The organism is Streptomyces sp. NPDC047072 (assembly GCF_040643855.1).
GTDB lineage: Bacteria > Actinomycetota > Actinomycetes > Streptomycetales > Streptomycetaceae > Streptomyces.
In genome coordinates this window covers 1-19,824 of the sequence record NZ_JBEYVC010000110.1, presented here as the reverse complement: position 1 = coordinate 19,824, position 19,824 = coordinate 1, and the positions used below count along the sequence as shown (strand labels likewise).

At 71.4% G+C, this 19,824-nt stretch carries 17 protein-coding genes and 2 pseudogenes; 4 read left to right on the top strand and 15 right to left on the bottom strand.

Translation table 11 applies throughout. From position 1 onward, the window contains the following. Positions 1-18: 18 nt before the first annotated feature. Positions 19-1,779, bottom strand: coding sequence for a nucleic acid/nucleotide deaminase domain-containing protein (locus tag ABZ896_RS34660; RefSeq protein ID WP_360937793.1), 1,761 nt, complete (start codon positions 1,777-1,779; stop codon positions 19-21). Between the two features lie 86 nt (positions 1,780-1,865). After that, positions 1,866-2,357 (bottom strand): MarR family transcriptional regulator, encoded by a 492-nt coding sequence (locus tag ABZ896_RS34655; protein WP_360937790.1) that lies wholly within the window; start codon positions 2,355-2,357, stop codon positions 1,866-1,868. A 73-nt stretch (positions 2,358-2,430) separates the two neighbouring features. Between ABZ896_RS34655 and ABZ896_RS34650 the strand changes: the two genes are divergently transcribed. The 3 genes from ABZ896_RS34650 to ABZ896_RS34640 are packed head-to-tail and all read left to right on the top strand — an operon-like array spanning position 2,431 to position 5,231. Further along, positions 2,431-3,327: an ABC transporter ATP-binding protein gene (locus ABZ896_RS34650; protein WP_360937787.1), complete on the top strand. Its 897-nt coding sequence runs from the start codon at positions 2,431-2,433 to the stop codon at positions 3,325-3,327. Then, on the top strand, positions 3,324-4,925 hold the full coding sequence (locus ABZ896_RS34645; protein ID WP_360937784.1) for an ABC transporter permease: 1,602 nt from the start codon (positions 3,324-3,326) through the stop codon (positions 4,923-4,925). Before ABZ896_RS34650 ends, ABZ896_RS34645 begins: the two co-directional genes overlap by 4 nt. 51 nt (positions 4,926-4,976) lie before the next feature. Further along, a complete protein-coding gene (locus ABZ896_RS34640) occupies positions 4,977-5,231 on the top strand; it encodes a hypothetical protein (protein WP_360937781.1) in 255 nt (84 codons plus the stop codon). 182 nt (positions 5,232-5,413) lie between these two features. Here the strand turns inward: ABZ896_RS34640 and ABZ896_RS34635 are convergent, their stop codons facing one another. The 3 genes and pseudogenes from ABZ896_RS34635 to ABZ896_RS34625 all read right to left on the bottom strand — a co-directional run bounded on the left by ABZ896_RS34635 (position 5,414) and on the right by ABZ896_RS34625 (position 8,117). Continuing rightward, positions 5,414-6,619 carry a cytochrome P450 gene (locus tag ABZ896_RS34635; RefSeq protein ID WP_360937778.1) on the bottom strand — a complete coding sequence of 402 codons (1,206 nt, stop codon included), beginning with the start codon at positions 6,617-6,619 and terminating at the stop codon, positions 5,414-5,416. A gap of 461 nt (positions 6,620-7,080) precedes the next feature. Continuing rightward, positions 7,081-7,266, bottom strand: a pseudogene (locus ABZ896_RS34630) (DUF397 domain-containing protein). Continuing rightward, positions 7,266-8,117: a helix-turn-helix transcriptional regulator gene (locus ABZ896_RS34625; RefSeq protein WP_360937775.1), complete on the bottom strand. Its 852-nt coding sequence runs from the start codon at positions 8,115-8,117 to the stop codon at positions 7,266-7,268. Before ABZ896_RS34625 ends, ABZ896_RS34630 begins: the two are co-directional and overlap by 1 nt. 138 nt (positions 8,118-8,255) lie before the next feature. Here ABZ896_RS34625 and ABZ896_RS34620 point away from each other — a divergent pair. Beyond that, positions 8,256-8,498, top strand: a pseudogene (locus ABZ896_RS34620) (hypothetical protein); the annotation flags it as partial. A 2-nt stretch (positions 8,499-8,500) separates the two neighbouring features. Here ABZ896_RS34620 and ABZ896_RS34615 read toward each other — a convergent pair. The 10 genes from ABZ896_RS34615 to ABZ896_RS34570 all read right to left on the bottom strand — a co-directional run bounded on the left by ABZ896_RS34615 (position 8,501) and on the right by ABZ896_RS34570 (position 19,655). After that, on the bottom strand, positions 8,501-9,166 hold the full coding sequence (locus ABZ896_RS34615) for a response regulator transcription factor (protein ID WP_360937772.1): 666 nt from the start codon (positions 9,164-9,166) through the stop codon (positions 8,501-8,503). Beyond that, the gene (locus tag ABZ896_RS34610; RefSeq protein ID WP_360937841.1) at positions 9,163-10,503 is read right to left on the bottom strand and encodes a histidine kinase; all 1,341 of its coding nucleotides are present in this window, start codon (positions 10,501-10,503) and stop codon (positions 9,163-9,165) included. Before ABZ896_RS34610 ends, ABZ896_RS34615 begins: the two co-directional genes overlap by 4 nt. Before the next feature lie 139 nt (positions 10,504-10,642). Continuing rightward, a complete protein-coding gene (locus ABZ896_RS34605; protein ID WP_360937769.1) occupies positions 10,643-11,317 on the bottom strand; it encodes a response regulator transcription factor in 675 nt (224 codons plus the stop codon). Next, positions 11,314-12,663: a sensor histidine kinase gene (locus tag ABZ896_RS34600; protein ID WP_360937766.1), complete on the bottom strand. Its 1,350-nt coding sequence runs from the start codon at positions 12,661-12,663 to the stop codon at positions 11,314-11,316. The genes ABZ896_RS34605 and ABZ896_RS34600 overlap by 4 nt, the downstream gene beginning before the upstream one ends. Positions 12,664-12,673: 10 nt before the next feature. After that, positions 12,674-13,903 (bottom strand): acyltransferase, encoded by a 1,230-nt coding sequence (locus ABZ896_RS34595; protein WP_360937763.1) that lies wholly within the window; start codon positions 13,901-13,903, stop codon positions 12,674-12,676. Then, positions 13,896-14,813, bottom strand: coding sequence for an alpha/beta hydrolase (locus tag ABZ896_RS34590; protein WP_360937838.1), 918 nt, complete (start codon positions 14,811-14,813; stop codon positions 13,896-13,898). Before ABZ896_RS34590 ends, ABZ896_RS34595 begins: the two co-directional genes overlap by 8 nt. 933 nt (positions 14,814-15,746) lie before the next feature. Further along, entirely contained in the window at positions 15,747-16,778 is a 1,032-nt protein-coding gene (locus ABZ896_RS34585) for a prolyl oligopeptidase family serine peptidase (protein ID WP_360937760.1), read from the bottom strand. A 224-nt stretch (positions 16,779-17,002) separates the two neighbouring features. Next, positions 17,003-18,259: an aminotransferase class V-fold PLP-dependent enzyme gene (locus ABZ896_RS34580; RefSeq protein WP_360937757.1), complete on the bottom strand. Its 1,257-nt coding sequence runs from the start codon at positions 18,257-18,259 to the stop codon at positions 17,003-17,005. Beyond that, positions 18,252-19,082, bottom strand: coding sequence for a tryptophan 2,3-dioxygenase family protein (locus tag ABZ896_RS34575; protein WP_360937754.1), 831 nt, complete (start codon positions 19,080-19,082; stop codon positions 18,252-18,254). Before ABZ896_RS34575 ends, ABZ896_RS34580 begins: the two co-directional genes overlap by 8 nt. Before the next feature lie 159 nt (positions 19,083-19,241). After that, positions 19,242-19,655, bottom strand: a complete 414-nt coding sequence (locus ABZ896_RS34570) for a DUF3151 domain-containing protein (protein WP_360937751.1) — start codon at positions 19,653-19,655, stop codon at positions 19,242-19,244. Positions 19,656-19,824 lie beyond the last annotated feature (169 nt).

Genomic DNA, 19,824 nt, shown 5'->3' with positions numbered 1-19,824 from the left:
ACCAACGTAGCACGGGCTTCAGGAGGCCAGACCGCCCAGTGTGCGCACGTACTTGGCCATCTCCCTGTTCCCTCTGCGCTGGGATTCGTGCAGCGCCGAGGTGCGGTCCCTTTCGTCGTTCCAGGTCGCGTTCTCGCCGTACTCGAAACTGTGGGACATGTCGGTGCCCTTGAAGTATTTCTCCATCCATTCTCCACAGAAATACTGTGCGGTCCGGCAGGGCGCCCGTTCGCTGTAGGCCTCGCTGACCATGTCCGACATTCCGCTGTTCTTGAGCGGGACACCCACGATCCGTTCCGAGTGCGGACCGTCGACCCGGCCGACCAGTATGAAACTGTCGTCGCCCTTTCCGACCCGGAAAGCCGCGTAGTTCTTTCCCTTGTAGTACCCGTCGGAATGGCGGGCCAGCTGGGTCGCGCGGGACAGTTCCGTCGTCCCGGCGGCGACCGCCGAGGAGTTCTTGCGGGGCCCCTCGGTGCTCGCCTTGTCCCGGCCGAGCGGAATGGGATCCCTTTTGCTGTCGGGCAGCGGATTCCCGTCGGACAGCAGCTTGAGCAGGGCCGCGTCCTTCTTCGGGTCGAGCGAGTCGAGATCGACCTTGGTCTTTCCGCCCTTCCCGTCGAGCAGGCTGACGTCGCCCGCCTTGTTGAGCAGATAGACGGGCGTCTTGTCGCCGAACCTCTGGAGGCTGTCGAGGGAGTGCGCCTTGTGCAGGCCCTCCAGGTCGCGGGCCGTGCGGCCGTCGTTGTCCTGGTGGTTGCGGGCCATCTTCCTGAGGCCGCCGGTCATGCTCTCGTCGAGGTGGTCGGCGGAGCGCTTGACCCCACGGCCGATGCCCTCCACAACCTCGTCGACCATCGGGTCGAGGGCGGCGGTGAGCGGGTCCTTGCCGCGGGCACGGCCGTGCGAGGACCTCGCGCGGCCCAGCTTGGATCCGGCGCCGTCGCGGATCTTGCCGCCCGCGCCCTTGAGCCCGCTCTCGGCACGGTCGTAGGAGTCGACGTCCATGCTGAACTGCCCGCCGCCGCCCCCACCGCCGCCCGAGCCGCCGGATCCCGATCCCCCGTCCGCACCGGCCAGTTGCATCGATCCGCCGCCCGCGCCGGCCAGCTGCATGCCACCGGACTTGAGGGTGTCCACGCCCTCGTCCAGTCCGTCCTTGCCCGCCTTCGCGGTCTGGCCGAGGTCGACGCCGTTCTGCAACCCCAGGGCGTTGCCGCCCAGTTGGACCACCAGGTCGCCGGCCATCGAGCCGAGCGCCTGGAAGACCGGGCCCATCGCGACCTCGACGATCCGGGAGGCGATCTCCTCGCAGACCTCCTCGAAGATGCGCTTGACCGCGATCCGGGTGACCTGGGTGCCCGCGATGCCGCCGAGCGTCGACAGACCGAAGGTGAGCGGCGCGGCGGCGAGGGCGGCGGCTATCTCGGCGGCCAGGATGCCGAGTTGGGCGATGGCGGCGATCTTCGCGCCCTCGATCAGCACGGCGACCGCGTCCAGCGCGGTCGCGGCGACCCGGCCCGCCTCGGCGAGATTGGCCAGATGCTTGCCCTTGACCATGTCCCAGTGCGCTTCGAGCGCCTGGATCGCGAGCCCCTCGTTCGACCCGACCAGATCGGTGATCGCCTGGTGCGCGTCGGCCGCGCCGTCGTCGATGTCGTCGGCGAACTCCCGCATGGCCTGGGCCATGTCGCGGTAGTCGTCCTCGTCGACGTTGGGCCAGCTGATGCCGATCAGGTCGAGGGCCGCATCCAGCTCGCTCGGCAGGACGACACCCACAACAACCCCCGATCGAAAGCCAGTCGGGGGACCGTAACTACGTACGGATCATGGGGGCAAGTTCGCCCCGTCGAACTGGCGCGATCTCAGTCCTGCCCGAAGAGCCGCTCGCGATGGACCCGCCAGCGCTCCATCATCGTGGCGACCTCGCCCTCGATGAACTCGAAGAAGGCCAGCGTCTCCGCCATCCGGCGGCCCGCGGGGGTCTCGGCGCCGAGGCTGCTGACGCCGTCCCGCAGCGCGCCCTCCCACCGCTTCATGACGGCCTCGCGGTTGGTCAGCGCCTCGTACCACTGGTCGCCGTGCACCCGGTAGCGCTCCCGGCGCGAGCCCGGCTCCCGCTCGCGCGAGACCATGTGCGTCTGCGCCAGGTAGCGCACCGCGCCGGACACCGCGGCCGGGCTGATCTGCAGCTGTTCGCCCAGTTCGGCGGAGGTCAGCACGCCCGAGTCGGAGGACAGGAGCGCGGCGAAGACCCGGGCGGCCATGCGCTGCATCCCCGCCTCGACCAGCTGCGCGGCGAAGGACTCGACGAACTTCGACACCGCTTCCGGATCACGCCCCGGCACATCGCTCATGGCCTCACCCTAACCGGGCTTCATACGCTTCCTTAACTTCACAAATTTCTGAAAGAAGCGTACGTTCTGAACTATGACGAAGGCAATCACGGTCTCCGGGCTCCACAAGTCGTTCGGCGCCACCCACGCCCTCGACGGCCTCGACCTGGAGGTCACCACCGGCGAGGTGCACGGCTTCCTCGGCCCCAACGGCGCGGGCAAGTCCACCACCATCCGCGTCCTGCTCGGCCTGCTGCGCGCCGACTCCGGCGCCGCCCAGGTCCTCGGCCGCGACCCGTGGACGGACGCGGTCGAGGTGCACCGCCGGATCGCCTACGTCCCCGGGGACGTGACGCTGTGGCGCAACCTCTCCGGCGGCGAGGTCATCGATCTCTACGGCCGGCTGCGCGGCGGCCTCTCCGCCACGCGCCGTGCCGAGCTGATCGAGCGCTTCGAGCTGGACCCGACCAAAAAGGGCCGCACCTACTCCAAGGGCAACCGCCAGAAGGTCGCCCTGGTCGCCGCGTTCGCCTCGGACGTGGACCTGCTGATCCTGGACGAACCGACCTCGGGGCTCGACCCGTTGATGGAGGAGGTCTTCCAGCGCTGTGTCGAGGAGGAGCGCGAGCGCGGCCGTACGGTCCTGCTCTCCTCCCACACCCTCAGCGAGGTCGAGGAGTTGTGCGACCGGGTGAGCATCATCCGGCGCGGCCGCACCGTCGAGACCGGCTCGCTCGCCGACCTGCGCCACCTCACCCGCACCAGCGTGACGGCCGAACTGGCCGGTTCTCCCAACGGGTTGGCGGGCCTCCCCGGCGTCCACGACCTCGACGTCCAGGGCCGGCGGGTCCGGCTCCAGGTCGACACCGACAAACTCGACGCGGTCCTGCGGTCGTTGACCGCGTCGGGGGTGCGCTCACTGACCTCCACGCCGCCGACTCTGGAGGAACTGTTCCTGCGCCACTACCAGGACGAGGCGGCCGTACGATGACCGCGCTCGCCCTGCGCCCGGGCGGCTCGCGCCAACTCGCGGGCACCTGGACCCTGTTGAGGTTCGCCCTGCGCCGCGACCGGGTGATGATCCCGGTGTGGGTGACGGTGAACACCCTGATGGTCCTGTCGATGCCGAACACCCTCAAGGCCACCTACGGCACCGCCGGGGAGCGCGCCGACCTGATCCATCAGGTCGCCACCAACGCCTCCTTCCGCGCCCTGATCGGCCCCGTCTTCGACGACTCGCTCGGCGCCCTCACCGCCTGGCGCGTCGGCGTCTACGCCGGTGCGCTCGCCGCGGTCACCGGCCTCCTGGTCGTCGTACGCCACACGCGGGACGAGGAGGAGAGCGGGCGGCAGGAGTTGATCGCCTCCGGGATGGTTGGCCGCCGTGCCTCGCTGACGGCGGCGCTGCTGGCGGCGGCCGTCGCGAACGGCGCGCTCGCCCTGCTGGTCGCGGCCGGCCTCGCCGGACAAGGGACCGCCGGGGCACTGGCGTTCGGGCTCGGCCTCGCCGGGGTCGGCATGGTGTTCGCGACGATGGCGGCGATCGTCGCCCAGTTCACCGAGAGCGCCCGGCTGGCACGCGGGCTGACGGCGGGCCTGCTGGGGGCGGCCTTCGTCCTGCGCGCGGCGGGCGACTCGGCCTCGAACGACGGCTCCTCCGCGCTGACTTGGATCTCGCCGCTGGGCTGGCTGTCCAACCTGCGGGCGTTCGCGGACGAACGCTGGTGGGTACTGCCGCTGATGGCGGCCGCCGCTCTCGCACAGGGCGCGGTGGCGTACGCGCTCGCCGGCCGCCGGGACGTCGGCATGAGCTTCCTGCCCACCCGCCCGGGCCCGGCGACAGGCCGCCTCGGCACGGCGGCCGCGCTGGCCTGGCGGCTCCAGCGGGGCAGCGTGATCGGCTGGTCGACCGGCTTCCTGCTCGCGGGCGTCGTCTACGGCGGCCTCACGGACGGCGTGGCCGACCTGGTCGGCGACAACGAGCAGGCCCGCGAGCTGTTCGAGCGAATGGGCGGCCAGTCCGGCATAACCCACGCGTTCCTCGCCTCGATGACCGGGATGCTCGGCCTGATCGCCGCGCTGTACGTCGTCGCCGGCGTCCTGCGGCTGCACGGCGAGGAGACGTCGGGGCGCGCGGAACCGGTGCTGGCGAACGCGGTCGGCCGCGTGCGCTGGGCCGCCGGCCACCTCGTGATCGCCTTCGGGGGCGCGGTGTGGATCATGCTCCTCGCGGGCCTGGGCCTCGCGGTCGGCTACGGCAAGGAGGCGGGGCCGGTCCTGGGCGCGTGCCTGGTGCAGGTGGCGGCGGTCTGGGTGATCGGGGGCGTCGCGGTGGTGCTGTACGGACTCGCCCCACGGCTCGCCCCGCTGTCCTGGGGTGTCGCGGGGGCGGTCCTGCTGATCGGGTGGGTGGGGCCCGCGTTGGACGTCCCGCAGGCGGTGCTGGACGTGTCGCCGTTCGGGCATCTGCCGAAATTGCCGGGCGGGGGGATGGAGTGGGGGTCGGTGGCGGGCCTTACGGCACTGGCGGCGGGCTTGGTGGCGGTGGGGCTGGCGGGGTTGCGGCGGCGGGACATGACGTCGTCGTGAACCGAGGGGCCGTCGTGAACCGAGGGAGGGGCCCCGTGCGTCCCTCCCGGCATGGCTCGAACTGGTGGTACGGACGCGGTGACCTGCGGCGGTTGTGCGCTCTCGGCGGTGGGGGCGATCACGGCCCCGGCGGTATGGCTGTCCATGGACCGCACCGACCGCCACCTCGGCGGCGGCTTCGAGAACGAGGGCATGGACTACACGGTCCTGTTCACGGAGCTGCCGTTCGTGATCCTCGCGGGAGCGTTCGTACCGCTGCTCGCCTTCACGCTGCTGGTCAGGTGGAGGGACCGGCGACGGGGTTAGGGTCTGTCCGGCGGATCATGCCGGCGTCGCGGGGCTGGGCACGCCCGTCTGCCGCGTTGTCGTCGGTTGCCGACGCTCCGCGTCGCCGCCCTCCTCCGCCTTGCAGCCAGACGCACCCAGCCCCGCTCACCTGCACCGGTCAGCACCGTCTCTTGCAGCCGGCCTGATCCGCCGGACAGACCCTAGTCGACCTTCACCGTCAGCCCCTCCAGCCCCCGGATGACGAAGTTCGGCTTGCGCTGCGGCTCGGCGGCGAGGGCGAGGGTGGGCGCCTGCTGGAGCAGGGCGGTCATGGAGGCCTGGAGCTCGATACGGGCGAGGGGCGCGCCGATGCAGTAGTGGATACCGGCGCTGAAGGAGATGTGCGGGTTCTCGGCGCGGCCGAGGTCGAGCCGCTCGGGGTCCCGGAAGACCGCGGGGTCGTGGTTGGCGGAGCCGAAGAGCATGGCGATCTCGGCACCCCGCGGGATGGTGACCCCGTCGACCTCGATCTCGTCGAGGACCCAGCGCTCGAAGAGCTGGAGCGGGGTGTCGTACCGCATCAACTCCTCGACGGCGGCCGGAACGAGGGAGTGGTCGGCGCGGAGTTCCTGGAGCTGGTCGGGGTTGCGGAAGAGCGCGTACCAGCCGTTGACCGTGGCGTTGACGGTCGCCTCGTGGCCGGCGTTGAGCAGCAGGACGGCGGTGGAGATCATCTCCTGCTCGGTGAGCCGGTCGCCCTCGTCGTGCGCCTCGATGAGCCCGGAGATGAGGTCGTCGCCGGGGTTCTCGCGCCGTTCGGCGATCAGCTCGCGCAGATAGTCGGAGAACTCGACGGAGGCCTGAACGGCCCGGCGGGCGGTCTCCTCGGGCGGGTTCAGCTCGTACATCCCGCAGATGTCGGCGGACCAGGGCCTGAGCGGGGCGCGGTCGGCCTCGGGAATCCCCAGCATCTCGGCGATGACGGCGACGGGAAGCGGCTCGGCGACATCGGCGAGCAGATCGCCACCGCCGTTCTCGACGAGCCGTTCGACCAGCTCACCGGCCAGCTTCGTGACGTACGGCTTGAGCCGCTCGACCGTGCGCGGGGTGAACGCCTTCGACACCAGACGCCGGATCCGGGTGTGGTCCGGCGGCTCCAGATCGAGCATCCCGTGGTCGTTGAGCGTGTGGAACGGCTCGTGCTCGGCCGGGGGCGCGGTACGCCCGAAGTCCTCATGGCTGAACCGGTGCTGGTACGTCCGCCCCAGCCGCCGGTCCCGAAGCAACGTCGATACGTCGGCATGCTGCGGCACGAGCCACTGATCCGTGGCCTCGTAGTACTGCACACGGCCCCGGGCACGCAGGTCGGCATAAGCGGGGTAGGGGTCGGCGAGAAAGGCCGGGTCCCACGGATCGAAGGCTGCCATGCCCGGACGCTAGCCCGCCGCCCCGCCCTCTGACCAGGGGTGTCTCCCGCCACCCCCAGGACGGTATATAGTTGATCTCACGAGGTCGCCCTCAACTCGGGCTCCCCCTCACTGCGTTGGTGGTCCAAGGAAAGACGCCCCGCTTCCTGCGGGGAAATGCAGGTGCAAGGCCTGCCCGGCGCTCTGTACGAAGCCCGCCCCTTCCGGGGGCGGGCTTCTTGCGTTCCCCCTCCGAAGCCGACCGCTACAGGGCAGGCATAGAGAGATTGGCGCATTCGTCCCGCCCCTGCCCGGAACGGACCTGGTCGCACACCCTGCCGCCCGGGACAAAAGCACCAATCACCCCCGCCAGCATCCACCGACAGCGCTCGACCCGGCAGCTCCCTTCGGCTTCGGAACGACGGCCACACCGTGAATCAACGCGACCGGGACGGCGGGAAGCTTCCCGCCGAACGTAACGGTCAGGAAAGGGTGGTCGTGGCCTTGAGGTGGTTCACGAAGGCGGCGAAGGAGGCGGTGGGGAAGGTGAGGGTGGCTCGGGTGGGGGCCTTGGAGTCGCGGACGGCCACGTGGGTGAGGGCGGGAGAGATCTAGACGCAGGCGTCACCGTCGCCTCCGCCGGAGTACGTGGACTTCCGCCAGTTCATCACAACTCCTTGACCAGTCGGTGGATGAAGTCACGCGACGCGATGGGATCCAGCGACGCTGACTGCACCCTATGGAAGAGCGTACGCAGCTGTTCCAGTTGTGGCTGTGTATCGATGTATCGCACGCCGGTCGGAGCGTCCCGTAGTGCGGTGTCCAACTGGCTTACCGGGCCGCCCAGATACAGCATCGAGGCCCCGGCACCGGCGAAGTGCTCTCGATCGACGGGGATGACTCGCACGGTGGCCTGACCTGCTTCGATCTTGTCCAGGATGAAGCGGAGTTGGGTGAGCGACGCCTGACGATCGGACACATGCACCCGCAGGCCGAACTCGTGGACGATCGTCTCGTACGGCGTCGGCGTATCGCGGTCGATCACGGCACGACGCTTCATACGGTGCTCCACCCTCAGCGCCACCTCATCCTCGGACAGACCTGGATTCGTGTAGCTGAACACCGAGCGGGCGTAGTCGGCGGTCTGCAACAACCCGGGGACATAGTGGATCACCACCTCGTGCAGGTACGCCGCGTGGTTCTCGACCTCGGCTCCGTCCAGGAACGCCTGCGGGAGGACATCCCGGTAGTCCTCCCACCAGCCGCGCGTGCGATCGGTCGCCATCGCGACCAGCGCCTCGACCAACGGCTCCTCCGTGCAGGCGTAGTTGGCGGCGAGACGGCGCACTCGCTTGGCGCTCACCCCTACCGTGCCGGACTCGATCTGGCTCATTTGAACGGAGTCGGCCTCCAGCAGTTCCGCCGCCTCCTTGGCAGTCATGCCCGTAGCCTCGCGCAACTTTCGCAACTCAGCGCCCAGCCTCACTCGTCGAGCAGTGAGATCCCTCTTCGGCGGCACCCGATGCCTCCTCGTTCAACTGCCCGGTGGGCGTGCCCCGGATGGTCGGCTCGTCGCACGAAGGTCTGCATCAGATCTGTCAGAAGGACCCGGCGGGCTTCACCCGCACCCTCCAGCGTGTGCTGAACGCGGACCTGACGGAGGATGATGGCGGTCCACTACTTCTTCCGGCATGAAGTCGCCGAGAAGGTTCGCGAGGAAGGACGGGAAGAGGGGCGGGAGGAGGGGCGCGCTCAGGCCAAGGCCGAGATGGTGCTGCAGATCCTGGACTGGCGTGGTCTCGTCGTGCCTGATGACGTGCGCGAGCGGGTGTTGGCCTGTGACGACCTGGATCAGCTGGAGGTCTGGGCGGCGGCCGAGTTGTTCGTCGGCCGCGCCTGAACTCACCCCGGTGTCACCAGTCTCGCCTCGTAGGCGAAGACCGCTGCCTGGGTGCGGTCGCGTAGGCCCAGCTTCACCAGCACCCTGCTGACGTGGGTTTTGATCGTGGACTCGGCCACCACCAGGCGTTGGGCTATTTCCGAGTTGGAGAGGCCCTGGGCTATGAGGACGAGGACCTCGGTTTCGCGTTCGGTCAGGTCGCCGTAGGCCGTGTGGGCCGTGGGCATGAGGCGGGGGGACTCGGAGAGTTTCGAGAACTCGGTGATCAGGCGCTTGGTGACCGTGGGGGCCAGCAGGGCTTCGCCGGAGGCCACCACCCTTACGCCGTCCGCCAGTTGGCGGGCCGAGGCGTCCTTCAGGAGGAAGCCCGACGCTCCCGCTCGCAGGGCCTGGTAGACGTACTCGTCCAGGTCGAAGGTCGTCAGGACCAGGACCTTCGCCATGCCGTCCGCCGCGACGATCTCCCTGGTCGCCTCGATGCCGTTCAGCTCCGGCATGCGGATGTCCATCAGGACCACGTCCGGGGAGAGTTCGCGGACCCGGTCCACCGCCTCGCGGCCGTTGACCGCCTCGCCCACCACCTCGATGTCCGGCATCGCGTTCAGCAGGACGGAGAAGCCCTCGCGGACCATCATCTGGTCGTCCGCGATCAGGACACGGATCGTCATGCGACGTCCTCGTTCGTCATCGGTACCGGCAGGAACACCGCCACCTCGTATCCCCCTTCGTCCGTCGAGCCCGCCGTCATCTCACCGCCGAGCATCGACACCCGCTCCCGCATCCCCGTGATGCCGTGGCCGGCGCCGGGGGACGGCTTGATCAGGGCGGAGAGCGGAGGCGGGTCGTTGACTATGCGCAGGCCCAGGCCACCGAGGACGTAGCCGATCTCCACCTTCGCGCTCGCTCCGGGCGCGTGCCGCAGGGTGTTGCTCAGGGCCTCCTGGACTATGCGGTACGCCGACAGCTCGACGCCCTGCGGGAGTTCGCGCACCGCCCCGGTGACCGTCTTGTCGACGCCCAGGCCCGTCGTCTCCCGCACGTTGGCCAGCAGCGCGTCCAGATCGGCGAGGGTGGGCTGGGGGGCGTCCGGGGCCTCGTAGTCCTCGGCGCGCACCACGCCCAGGACGCGGCGCAGTTCGGTCAGTGCCGCCACCGCGTTCTCCCGGATCGTGGCGAACGCCTTCTCCAGCTCCGGCGGCGGGTTCTCCACCCGGTAGGGGGCGGCCTCGGCCTGGATGGCGACCACCGACATGTGGTGGGCGACCACGTCGTGCAGTTCGCGGGCGATCGTGGTGCGCTCCTCCAGGAGGGTGCGGCGGGAGCGCTCGTGGGCGGTCACCGTCTGCTCGGCGGTCACCGTCCGCGCGGCGTCCCGGCGTATGTGCCAGACGCTTACGACGAGCAGGGACAGGGCGGAGGCGAACAGCATCTCCACGGTGTTGGAGCGGTAGTAGTGACTGCCGCCGAGGGCGCCCTGCCAGATCAGACCGTAGATCCCGGTCAGCAGCCACATCCAGGCCGCCGTACGCGGTCTGGTGCGCACGGCCACCACGGTGACCACGACGAGATGGCAGACGAAGCTGCCCGGCAGCCACGGCCATTCCTGCTGCCAGGAGTTGACGAAAGCCATCGGATAGGTGGCCAGGGTCGCGGCCAACGACAGCCAGAAGGCCATGACCGGCCGCACCATGGTCAGCAGGATCGGGGCCAGGGCGGCCAGCCCGACGAAGAGGTTGGTGGTCGCGCCCCGGCCGCTGTTGTCCGAGCCGATGACCATGGCGAGCAGGCCGGCCGCGGTGATCAGCGCGTGCGGGGCCCAGGTGGCGTACTCCTGCGGTCGGCCGGCGAGCCGGCGCGGGAGTGGGCTGTCGGTGGCGGTGCGGGGCAGCGGGCGGTAGGCGAAGGCGTCGTGGAACAGGTCCTGCCGCAGTCCGCGCAGGGCGTCCACGGCCAGCCGGAACTCCGGGCTGCGCGGCTTGGCCTCGCCCCCCGTGGGCAGATGCATCTGGGTCGTCTCGGTCACGCTTGCAACGGTAGGCGCGGGGCCCGGTAGCGGTCGTCACCACTGAGAGGGGTCCTGCCGCATCCGTCTCAAGTACTACGGGTAGCCACGGGTAGTCCTGCGGTCCGGGCCCGGGGCGGGCTCAGTACCCCGACGGTCGCACCAGCCCCGACTCGTACGCGAACACCGCCGCCTGGGTGCGGTCCCTGAGGGCCAGCTTCACCAGGATGCGGCCCACATGGGTCTTCACCGTCTGCTCGGCCACGACCAGCCGCTCGGCGATCTCCGCGTTCGACAGGCCCTGCGCGATCAGGGCGAGGACCTCGGTCTCCCGCTCGGTCAGCTCGCCCACCCGGCTCTTGAGCGGGGCTCGCGGACGGTCGCCCAGGCGGGAGAACTCGGCGATCAGCCGCCGTGTGATGCCGGGCGCGAGCAGCGCGTCCCCGGCCGCGATCACCCGGACCGCCTCGGCCAGCTGGTCCGCGGAGGCGTCCTTGAGCAGGAACCCGGAGGCGCCAGCCCGCAGCGCCTCGTACACGTACTCGTCGAGGTCGAAGGTGGTCAGCACCAGCACTCTGATCTCCGGGTTCGTCCCGGTGATGCGGCGGGTGGCCTCGATGCCGCCGAGCTCCGGCATCCGGATGTCCATCAGGACGACGTCCGGGGCGACCTCGGCCACCTTGGCGATCGCGTCCAGGCCGTCGACCGCCTGCCCGACCACCTCGATGCCGGGCTGGGCGGCCAGCAGTACGCCGAAGCCCTGCCGGACCATCTGCTGGTCGTCGGCGATCAGTACGCGGATGGGGCTGCTCGTCATTCGGTGCCGTCCTCGGGGTCGCTGAACCGGTCCGCGCCCGGGGGCGCCGTCGGAAGATACGCGGCCACCTCGTAGCCGCCGTCAGGTCGGGGGCCGGCGCGCAGGGTGCCGCCGAGCATCGCGGCCCGCTCCCGCATGCCGAGCAGTCCGTGCCCGGCGCCCGGGGAGGGCGGCGCGCCGCGGGTGGCGGGGGAGTTGGTGATCCGTACGTCCACGCCGTGCAGGTAGTGGACGAGCGCGACGGAGGCGGTGGCGCCGGGCGCGTGGCGCAGGACGTTGCTCAGCGCCTCCTGCACGATCCGGTACGCCGACAGGTCCACGCCGGGCGGCAGCGGCCGGTCCACCCCGCGCACGTCGACCTGGACGGTCAGTCCGGCCGCCCGGGTGTTCTCCACCAGCGCTTCGAGCCGGTCGAGGGTGGGCTGCGGGGTGTGCGGGGCGGTACCGGTACCGGGCCGGTCGATGGAGTCCGGGGCGTCGGGGTGCTCGGAGCGCAGCACGCCCAGGACGCGGCGCAGCTCGGTCAGCGCCTCCAGCGCGTTCTCCCGGATGCCGGCGAGGTTCTCCTTGAGCTCCTCGGACGGGTTCTCCACGAGGTGCGGGGCGACCTGGGCCTGGATCGATATGACGGACATGTGGTGGGCCACCACGTCGTGCAGTTCGCGGGCGATCCGGCTGCGCTCCTCCAGCAGGGTGCGCCGGGCCCGCTCCTCGGCGGTGAGCGTGGTCTGCCGGCCGAGTTCGGCGCGGGCCTCGCGGCGGCCGCGCAGGGCGGTGCCGACCACCACGGCGACCGCGCAGACAGAGATCGCGATCACCCCGGTGGGCTGGTAGTTCCCGCCGCCCCACAGCCCCTGCAGGACATAGGTGACCAGCATGGTGAGGCTCAACGCCTCGACGGCCACCCGGGGCCGCACCCGCAGCGAGAGCAGCAGCAGGACGAAGAGATGGGCGATGATCCCGGCCGCAGTCCAGGGCCAGGTGAAGGTGACGCCCGTCTCCATGCCCAGCTTGCCGTGCAGAGCGATCGCGCCGAGCGCGGTGGTTCCGAGCGACAGCCACCACGCCGAGATCGGCCGCCACAGCGCGAGCGCGGTGGCGGCGCCCTGCGCGACGGAGATCGGGAAGGCGACGGCGGAGCCCAGATGGCCGTTGTCCTGGAGCTGGGCCATGTCGCCGATCGTGATCCCCAGCGCCGTCAGGCACACCACACCGTGCGGCAGCCAGCGCAGCCACACCGACACGGGCAACGGATCCGCCCGGGTTGTCCACAGGTCCTCGCGCAGCACCCGCAGCCAGTGCCGTACCCGACCCACGACCACGCCCTGGACCCCCGTCTCCGTCACGTCGACCACCCTAGGCACGGCGGGCCTTCTCCGCTGCCGCCGGATCCGGGCGACGGTGGACGCGGACCACCCGCGAGGAGCGGCCGCCGGACCTGCGCCGGCCCTGTTCGTAACCGCGGAACGCCACCCAGCAGACCGCCAGGACCAGCGCGAACACCGGGAGCCAGGCCAGTCGGGCGGCCACCCAGTCCAGTCCGTCCGGGACGGTGTGCAGGCCGGGGAGGCGGCCCACCGCGAGGCCGGTGGCGGTGGTGGCCATCAACGCCGTCTGGTGCCAGAGGAAGATCGTCATCGCGGAGAGGTTGACCAGCGCCACCGCGGCCCGGAGCAGGGGTCGGCGCATGGCGCTGCGCAGCCGGTCGCGCAGCAGCAGGGCGAGGCCGCACTGGGCCAGGCCGAAGGTGACGGCGGCCAGCGTCGGCGGGTTCAGGTTCGAGACCGCCGCGCCCGGCACCCCGACCATCGACGCCGGATACCCCGCGGCGGCGACCAGCACCGCCGTCGCCACCGCACCGCCGCCCAGCAGCAGCCACCCCGAGCGGCGCCGCTCCAGCTCGCCCCGGGTCCAGGCCGCGCCCAGGGTGTACGGCACCGCCCAGCCCGCCGCGAGGTTCACCCAGCCGAGCCAGGCCGGGCCGCCGAGTCCGAAGCGCACGAGGTCCACATGGAGGACGACGGCCAGCGGCCACAGCGGGTGCAGCCGTCGTAGCAGCGGGGTCGCCGCCGTGAGCGCGCCGAAGACCACCAGGAACCACAGCGGGGACAGCGCGAGCTTCACCAGCGTGCGGACCGTCCCGAACTCGGCTCCCGTCAGCAGCAGGGTCGCCGCGATCACCGTCCACAGCACGAGGACGGCGGCCACCGGCTTGAACAGGCGGGACAGCCGACCGATCAGCCATTGTCCGTACGTCGTCCCGCGGGCGCGTGCCGAGCCGTAGCTGCGGGTCGCCACATGGCCGCCCACCAGGAAGAACACGGCCAGCGTCTGGAAGGCCCAGGAGATCGGGGCCAGCCACGGCAGGTGCTGGAGCGGGCTCGCGGTGTGCAGGGCGCCGCCGTCGGCGACCAGGGCCGTCACCAGCCAGTGGCCCAGGACCACGCCGAGGATCGCGACGGCGCGCAGGGCGTCGACGGCACGGTCCCGGCCGGCGGGGGTCGCCCCGTCGACCCGCGCGGCGCCCTGTCGTATGCCGTCGCGTATGCCTTTCGCCGTACTGCCGAGCGTGTGGGTCTCAGCCATGGGTCACCTCCGCGGTGTCTCCGAGGACGATCCGGGCGAGGTTGGCCAGGGAGACCGAGCCCGGTGTGAAGTAGTCGCTGTGGCCGCCCTCGCCGGCGGCGAAGACGCGGGCGCCGAAGGCCGGGGAGACCGGGTCGGTGCCGAAGCCGACGGTGACGCCGAAGAAGTCGCTTCTGACGTGCGGGACTTCGCCGACCCAGTCGTCCTTGCCGCGGGCCGCCCAGACGCGGGCGCGGGTGTGCAGGTCCGCGGCACTGTCCGCGCCGGTGCCGGGGCTGCCGACGAGGACGAGGTCCGTCACGGGCAGGGTGCCGGCGGCGCGGGCGCAGACGACCGAGCCGTAGGAGTGGCAGAGCAGGGAGACGGTGGTGCGGGGGCCGGTCACGCGGTCCAGTTCGTGGAGGAACTCGGCGAGTCGGGGGGCCGCCTCGTCCGCTCTGTCCGTGGTCAGGACCGTCGTGCTGATCGTGTTCGGGGTGCGGTAGCCGAGCCAGGCGATCACCGCGGTGCGGGTGCCGGTGGGGGCGGTGCGGGTGAGCCGGTCCTGGAGGGCGGTCGCGGTGGCGCGGAAGCGGTCGTAGGTGTCGAGGGTGGTGTCGGAGCCGGGGACCAGGACGGCGACGTGGTCGGCGTGGGTCAGGTCGCCGAAGACCTCCGTGGCCAGGCCGGGGCCGCGGCCGTCGAAGGTGAGGAAGTGGTGGGCGGGGGTGGAGAGTTCGCGGTCCGCGGCGGCGCGGTGCGTGTCGCCGTGGGCCTCGGCCATGCGGGCGGCTTCCGCGGCGTTGGCTCGGTTGGCCGCGTAGGCGGTGGACAGGGTGGCCGCGGTGAGGGGGGCGAGCCGGGCCGGGGCCGGGGCGGGGATCTCGGGACGGGCGGCGGCGGAGAGGGGGACGGCCACGGCTGCGGTGATGAGGGCGGCGAGGAGGGCGCGGCGCCAGCGGCGGAGGCGGCGGTGTGGGGGGCGGGTCGAGGTGGGGGTGGTCGGCTGCGAGTGGGTGGGGGCCGGTTCCTCCGGGGCGGGAGTCGGCTCGGAGCTATGGATGTCCTGCGGGGCAGGAGCCGGGGCGGTGCTGCGGCTGGGCGCCGGGGCGGAGGATGACTCGGTGTTACGGCTGCATGCCAGGGCAGGGGATGACTCGGCGCTACGGCTGCACACCAGGGCGGAGGACGACGCGGTGCCGCGGCTGCCCGCCAGGGCGGAGGACGACTCGGCGCTACGGCCACCCGCCAGGGCGGAGGACGACTCGGCGCTACGGCCACCCGCCGGGGTGAGGACTGACTCTTTGGCACGGCCGCCCGTCGGGGCGAGGTCCGCCTCCATGGCACGGCCGCCCGTCGGGGCGAGGTCCGCCTCCATGGCACGGCTGCCGACTGGGGCGGAGACCCCCTCGGTGCCACGGCCGCCCGTCGAGGCGAGGGCCGCCTCGCTGGCACGGCTGGTGATGCGCCGCATTCCCCGTTCCCTTCCAGTGCGGCCCCCATCGGGCCTGTCTGGATGGGAAGTTACGGACGCGGCAGTGTCACCCGCGTCCCGCCAGGGAGCTGTCCTGCGCCGTAGCTCTCAGGTATTACGGGTATGACCGGGGCGGGGCCGAGACAGGGCCGGCACGGGGCCGAGACCGCGGCGCGGCGAGCCGAGTCGGCGGCCCGAGACAGAGACGGGGCGGCGGCGCGGCGGGCCGGGGCGGCGGCGTGGCACACACAAACGGCGGTCGGCCGAGACGGCGGCGCAGCGAAATCAAAGCGGCAACATGACACTGGCGGTGACGACGCGGGGGCGAGGCAGCGGCAAGGCGGACCCGCAGGATCGCGCTCCCCCTACCCTCGCCTCCCTTCTCCCCCGTCACCACGCCAGCTGTGCGATCTCCTCCGCCACCACCGCGCACGCGTCCGCCGCCGGGTCGATCAGGGGAAAGTGGCCGACCTCCTCCAGCAGCGTCAGTCCCACCACCTCGCCCGCCTTCGCCGCCGCGTCGGCGTACGCCTCGGCGACCGCCTGCGGGACGTCCACGTCGGTGCGGCCCTGGACGAGGGTCGTGGCGATACCGGTGGGGAGCAGCAGCGCGGGGTCGGCGTACGGCAGCCGGGCCAGGAACTCCTCGTCCCCGCCCAGGAGTTGGCGAGCCGCACCCCCGCACACGTCGAGCTTGTCGGCGACCGTGAAATCGGCGATCGGGGCGAGCGCGACGACACCGCGCAGCGGGGCGGGACGGTCGGTGCGCCAGGGCGCGTCGGCGGGCAGGAGGTGCCGGGCCGCGGCCCACAGCGCGAGGTGGCCGCCGGCCGAGTGCCCGGTCATCACCATCCGGCGCGGATCGGCCTGCGGAAGGAACTCCCGTACGAGCGCGGGGAGCGCGTCCATCGCGGCGGCCACGTCGTCGAAGGTCTCCGGCCACCGCCCGGCGACCGCGCCCCCGCGACGGCCTCCGGCCTCACCACCGGCAACGACCTCGGCACCGGCACCGGCACCGGCACCGACTTCAGCCCCAGCACCGCCGCCGACTTCAGCATCGGCACCGGCAACAGCGCCCGCACCAACACCCCCGCCCCCCGCCAACTCCCCATCCCCACCCCGCCGATACTCCACATTCGCCACGGCGAACCCCCGTCGCGCCAGGAAGTCCGCGAACGGAGTGACATGGCGTCGGTCGTACGGTGCCCGCCACGCACCCCCGTGCAGGACGACGATCAGCGGCGCGAGCCCGCCAGGGACCGCCTCCGTGCGCGGTGCGTAGAAGTCGATCACCTGGTCGGGGTGGTCGCCGTAGGACGCCGTGACGTCGGGGTCGACGGCGGGGTGCGAGAAGGCCGACTCCGCCTCTGCGGCGGCGCGGGCCTCCGCGATGGCTCGGGCTGCTGCGGCGTCGTCCGGCATGCTCCAACCTCTCAGCGACGGAACGGATTTGACGGACCGTGGGAAATGTTGTCCCGAAAGGGAAAACGGCCGTTGGCGGGGACGGTATCAGGCCGGTGACGTGCGCCGACACGCGGAGTTCACTCTCGGTGAAGGGCTAAACGGTTCTGCCGTGTTGGCCCCCGGGGACGACGCGGTGCCAGGTCGTATCCAGCCGGTCCGACAACGGCACGCCGGCCACGCGCTCAGCGCCCGAGCTCCTCCCCCAGCACCCGAGCCGCCCGCTCCACGTCCGCGAACCCGACGTACAACGGTGTGAACCCGAACCGCAGGACGTCCGGATGCCGGAAGTCCCCGACCACGCCCCGCGCGATCAGCCGCTTCATCACGTCCCCGGCGTCGTCGCAGCGCAACGCGACCTGGCTGCCCCGCTCCTCGTGAGCCACAGGAGTCAGGCACTCGACCCGACCGTCACCCGCGTAACGCCCGACGCACTCCAGGAAGAAGTCCGTCAGCGCGAGCGACTTCGCGCGTACGGCCTCGATCGACATCCCGTCCCAGACGCCAAGTGCCGCTTCCAGGGCCAGCATTGACAGGATGTCAGGCGTGCCGACCCGCCCGCGCAGCGCGCCCGCCGCCGGTTCGTACGACGGCCGCATCCCGAAGGGCTCCGCGTGGGAGTTCCAGCCGGGCAGCGGCGAGTCGAAGCGGTCCTGGAGTTCGCGGCGGACATAGAGGTACGCCGGTGAACCGGGCCCGCCGTTCAGGTACTTGTAGGTGCAGCCGACCGCGAGATCCACCCCGTGCTCGTCGAGGCCGACCGGCAGGGCGCCCGCGCTGTGGCACAGGTCCCAGACGGCGACCGCGCCGGCCGCGTGCACGGCGGCCGTCAGCCCGGGCAGGTCGTGCAGCCGACCGCTGCGGTAGTCGACGTGGTTGAGCAGGACGGCCGCCGTACGACCGCTCAGCGCGCCCGGCACCTCCGCCGGGGTCACCGGCCGCAGCGTGCAGCCCGTCAGCCGGGCCGCGGACTCGGCGATGTACCCGTCCGTGGGGAAGGTCGTCGCGTCGACGACGATCTCGTCCCGCCCGGCCACCGAACAACCCGCCGCCGAACCACCGGTCACCGAGCCAGTGGCCCTCGGACCACCGGCCACCGAACCACTGGCCAGCCGGACGGCCCCCACAAGTGCCTTGAACACGTTGACACTTGTCGAGTCGCCAACCACGATCTGCCCGGCCGCCGCGCCCACCAGCGGGGCGATCCGGTCGCCGATCCGCTCGGGCGCGGTCCACCAGCCGCTCTCGTCCCAGGACCGGATGCGCAACGACCCCCACTGGCGCCGTACGACATCGTCGACGTGCGCCGGGACGGCGGCGGGAAGCGCGCCGAGCGAGTTGCCGTCGAGGTAGATCACGTCATCGAGGACGAAGCCGGCTCGCGCGGAGGCCAACACATCACTCGCGTCCAACTCCTGTGCCCGCTCGAAGAGTTCAGACATGGGACCGCGCCGTCCACAGCTCGGGGAAGACGTTCTTCTGGGCGCGCTTCTCCAGCCAGGCCACCCCGGCGGAGCCGCCCGTGCCGGCCTTCGCGCCCATCGCGCGCCGGGTGGCGACGAGGTGGTCGTTGCGCCAGCGCCAGACCAGTTCGGCGACATCGGTCAACGCCTCGCCGAGACGGGCCACTTGGTCGTCCGAGGGGCCCGAGTAGACGGCCGTCCACACCTCCTCCACCTCGGGGGACGGCTCGTAGCGCAGGGACACGTCCCGTTCGAGGACCGCCGCCGGGATCGCGTGGCCGCGCCGCACGAGGAACCTCAACACCTCGTCGTACAGGCTCGGTTCGTGCAGCGCCTTCTCCAACTCGGCGTGCACGCGGGGCGCGCCGCGGTGCGGGACGAGCATGGACGCGGACTTCTCGCCGAGCAGGAACTCCATGCGCCGGTACATCGCCGACTGGAAGCCGGAGCCCTCGCCGAGGGCGCCGCGGTAGGAGTTGAACTGCGCGGGGGTGAGCTGGGCGAGCGGCCGCCAGGAGGCGTTGAGCGCGTCCAGTTCGCGGACGGAACGCTTCAGCGCGTCGATCGCCACGTCCGGGCGATCCTGCCGGAGCGCCCGTGCCGCGGTCTCCCACTCGTGCACGATGACGGTGAACCACAGCTCCATGACCTGGGTCGTGACCAGGAAGACCATCTCTCCGGGATCGTCGGAGAGGGTGTGCTGAAGGTGGGTGAGCACGTCCGCCTTGACGTAGTCCTCGTACGGCGTCGTGCCCTGGAAATCGAGATGCGGGGTCTCGGGCTCGTGAGCCTCGTGGGACATCGCTGTCTCCTGTATTACTCCGGGTAGCGGTCCGCACCTGCCGTCTTCGACAGGACGCCCCGGTCCCCGCGGCAAATCCTCTTCGATGGTCCCGCGAAAACGCAAGGTCCGCCTGAGCAGATCAGACGGACCTCACACCCGGCCGGGCCGCCGCGGGGGTCAGCCCAGCGTCTGGGCCGCCGTCGCCGAGGAGTCCTTCAGGAACTGCGAGCAGCGCTCGTACTCCTCCTGCTCACCGATGGAACCCGCCGCGCGGGCGAGGGCGTGCAGGGCGCGCAGGAAGCCGCGGTTCGGCTCGTGCTCCCAGGGGACGGGGCCGTGGCCCTTCCAGCCGTTGCGGCGCAGGGAGTCCAGGCCGCGGTGGTAGCCGGTACGGGCGTAGGCGTACGACTCCACGACGCTGCCGCGCTCGAAGGCGTCGTCGGCGAGCTGGGCCCAGGCGAGGGAGGAGGTGGGGTACTTCGCGGCGACGGCCTCCGGCGCGGTGCCGTTTGCGAGCAGTTCGCGGGGCTCGGGGTCGTCGGGGAGGTGGGTCGGGGGCGGGCCCCCGAGGAGGTTCTCGTGAATGGACATGGGTCCAGTTTCCCTCGTTGACGGCTTTATTTCGGCTGCGGGCCTGTGGGGGCTGGTCGCGCAGTTCCCCGCGCCCCTAAAAGACGTGCACTGATCCTGCTTTGCCCCAACAAGGCTGTGGCGGAGGCTAGTTGGTCGGCTTCCTGGCGGTAGATGATCTGGGTGGAGC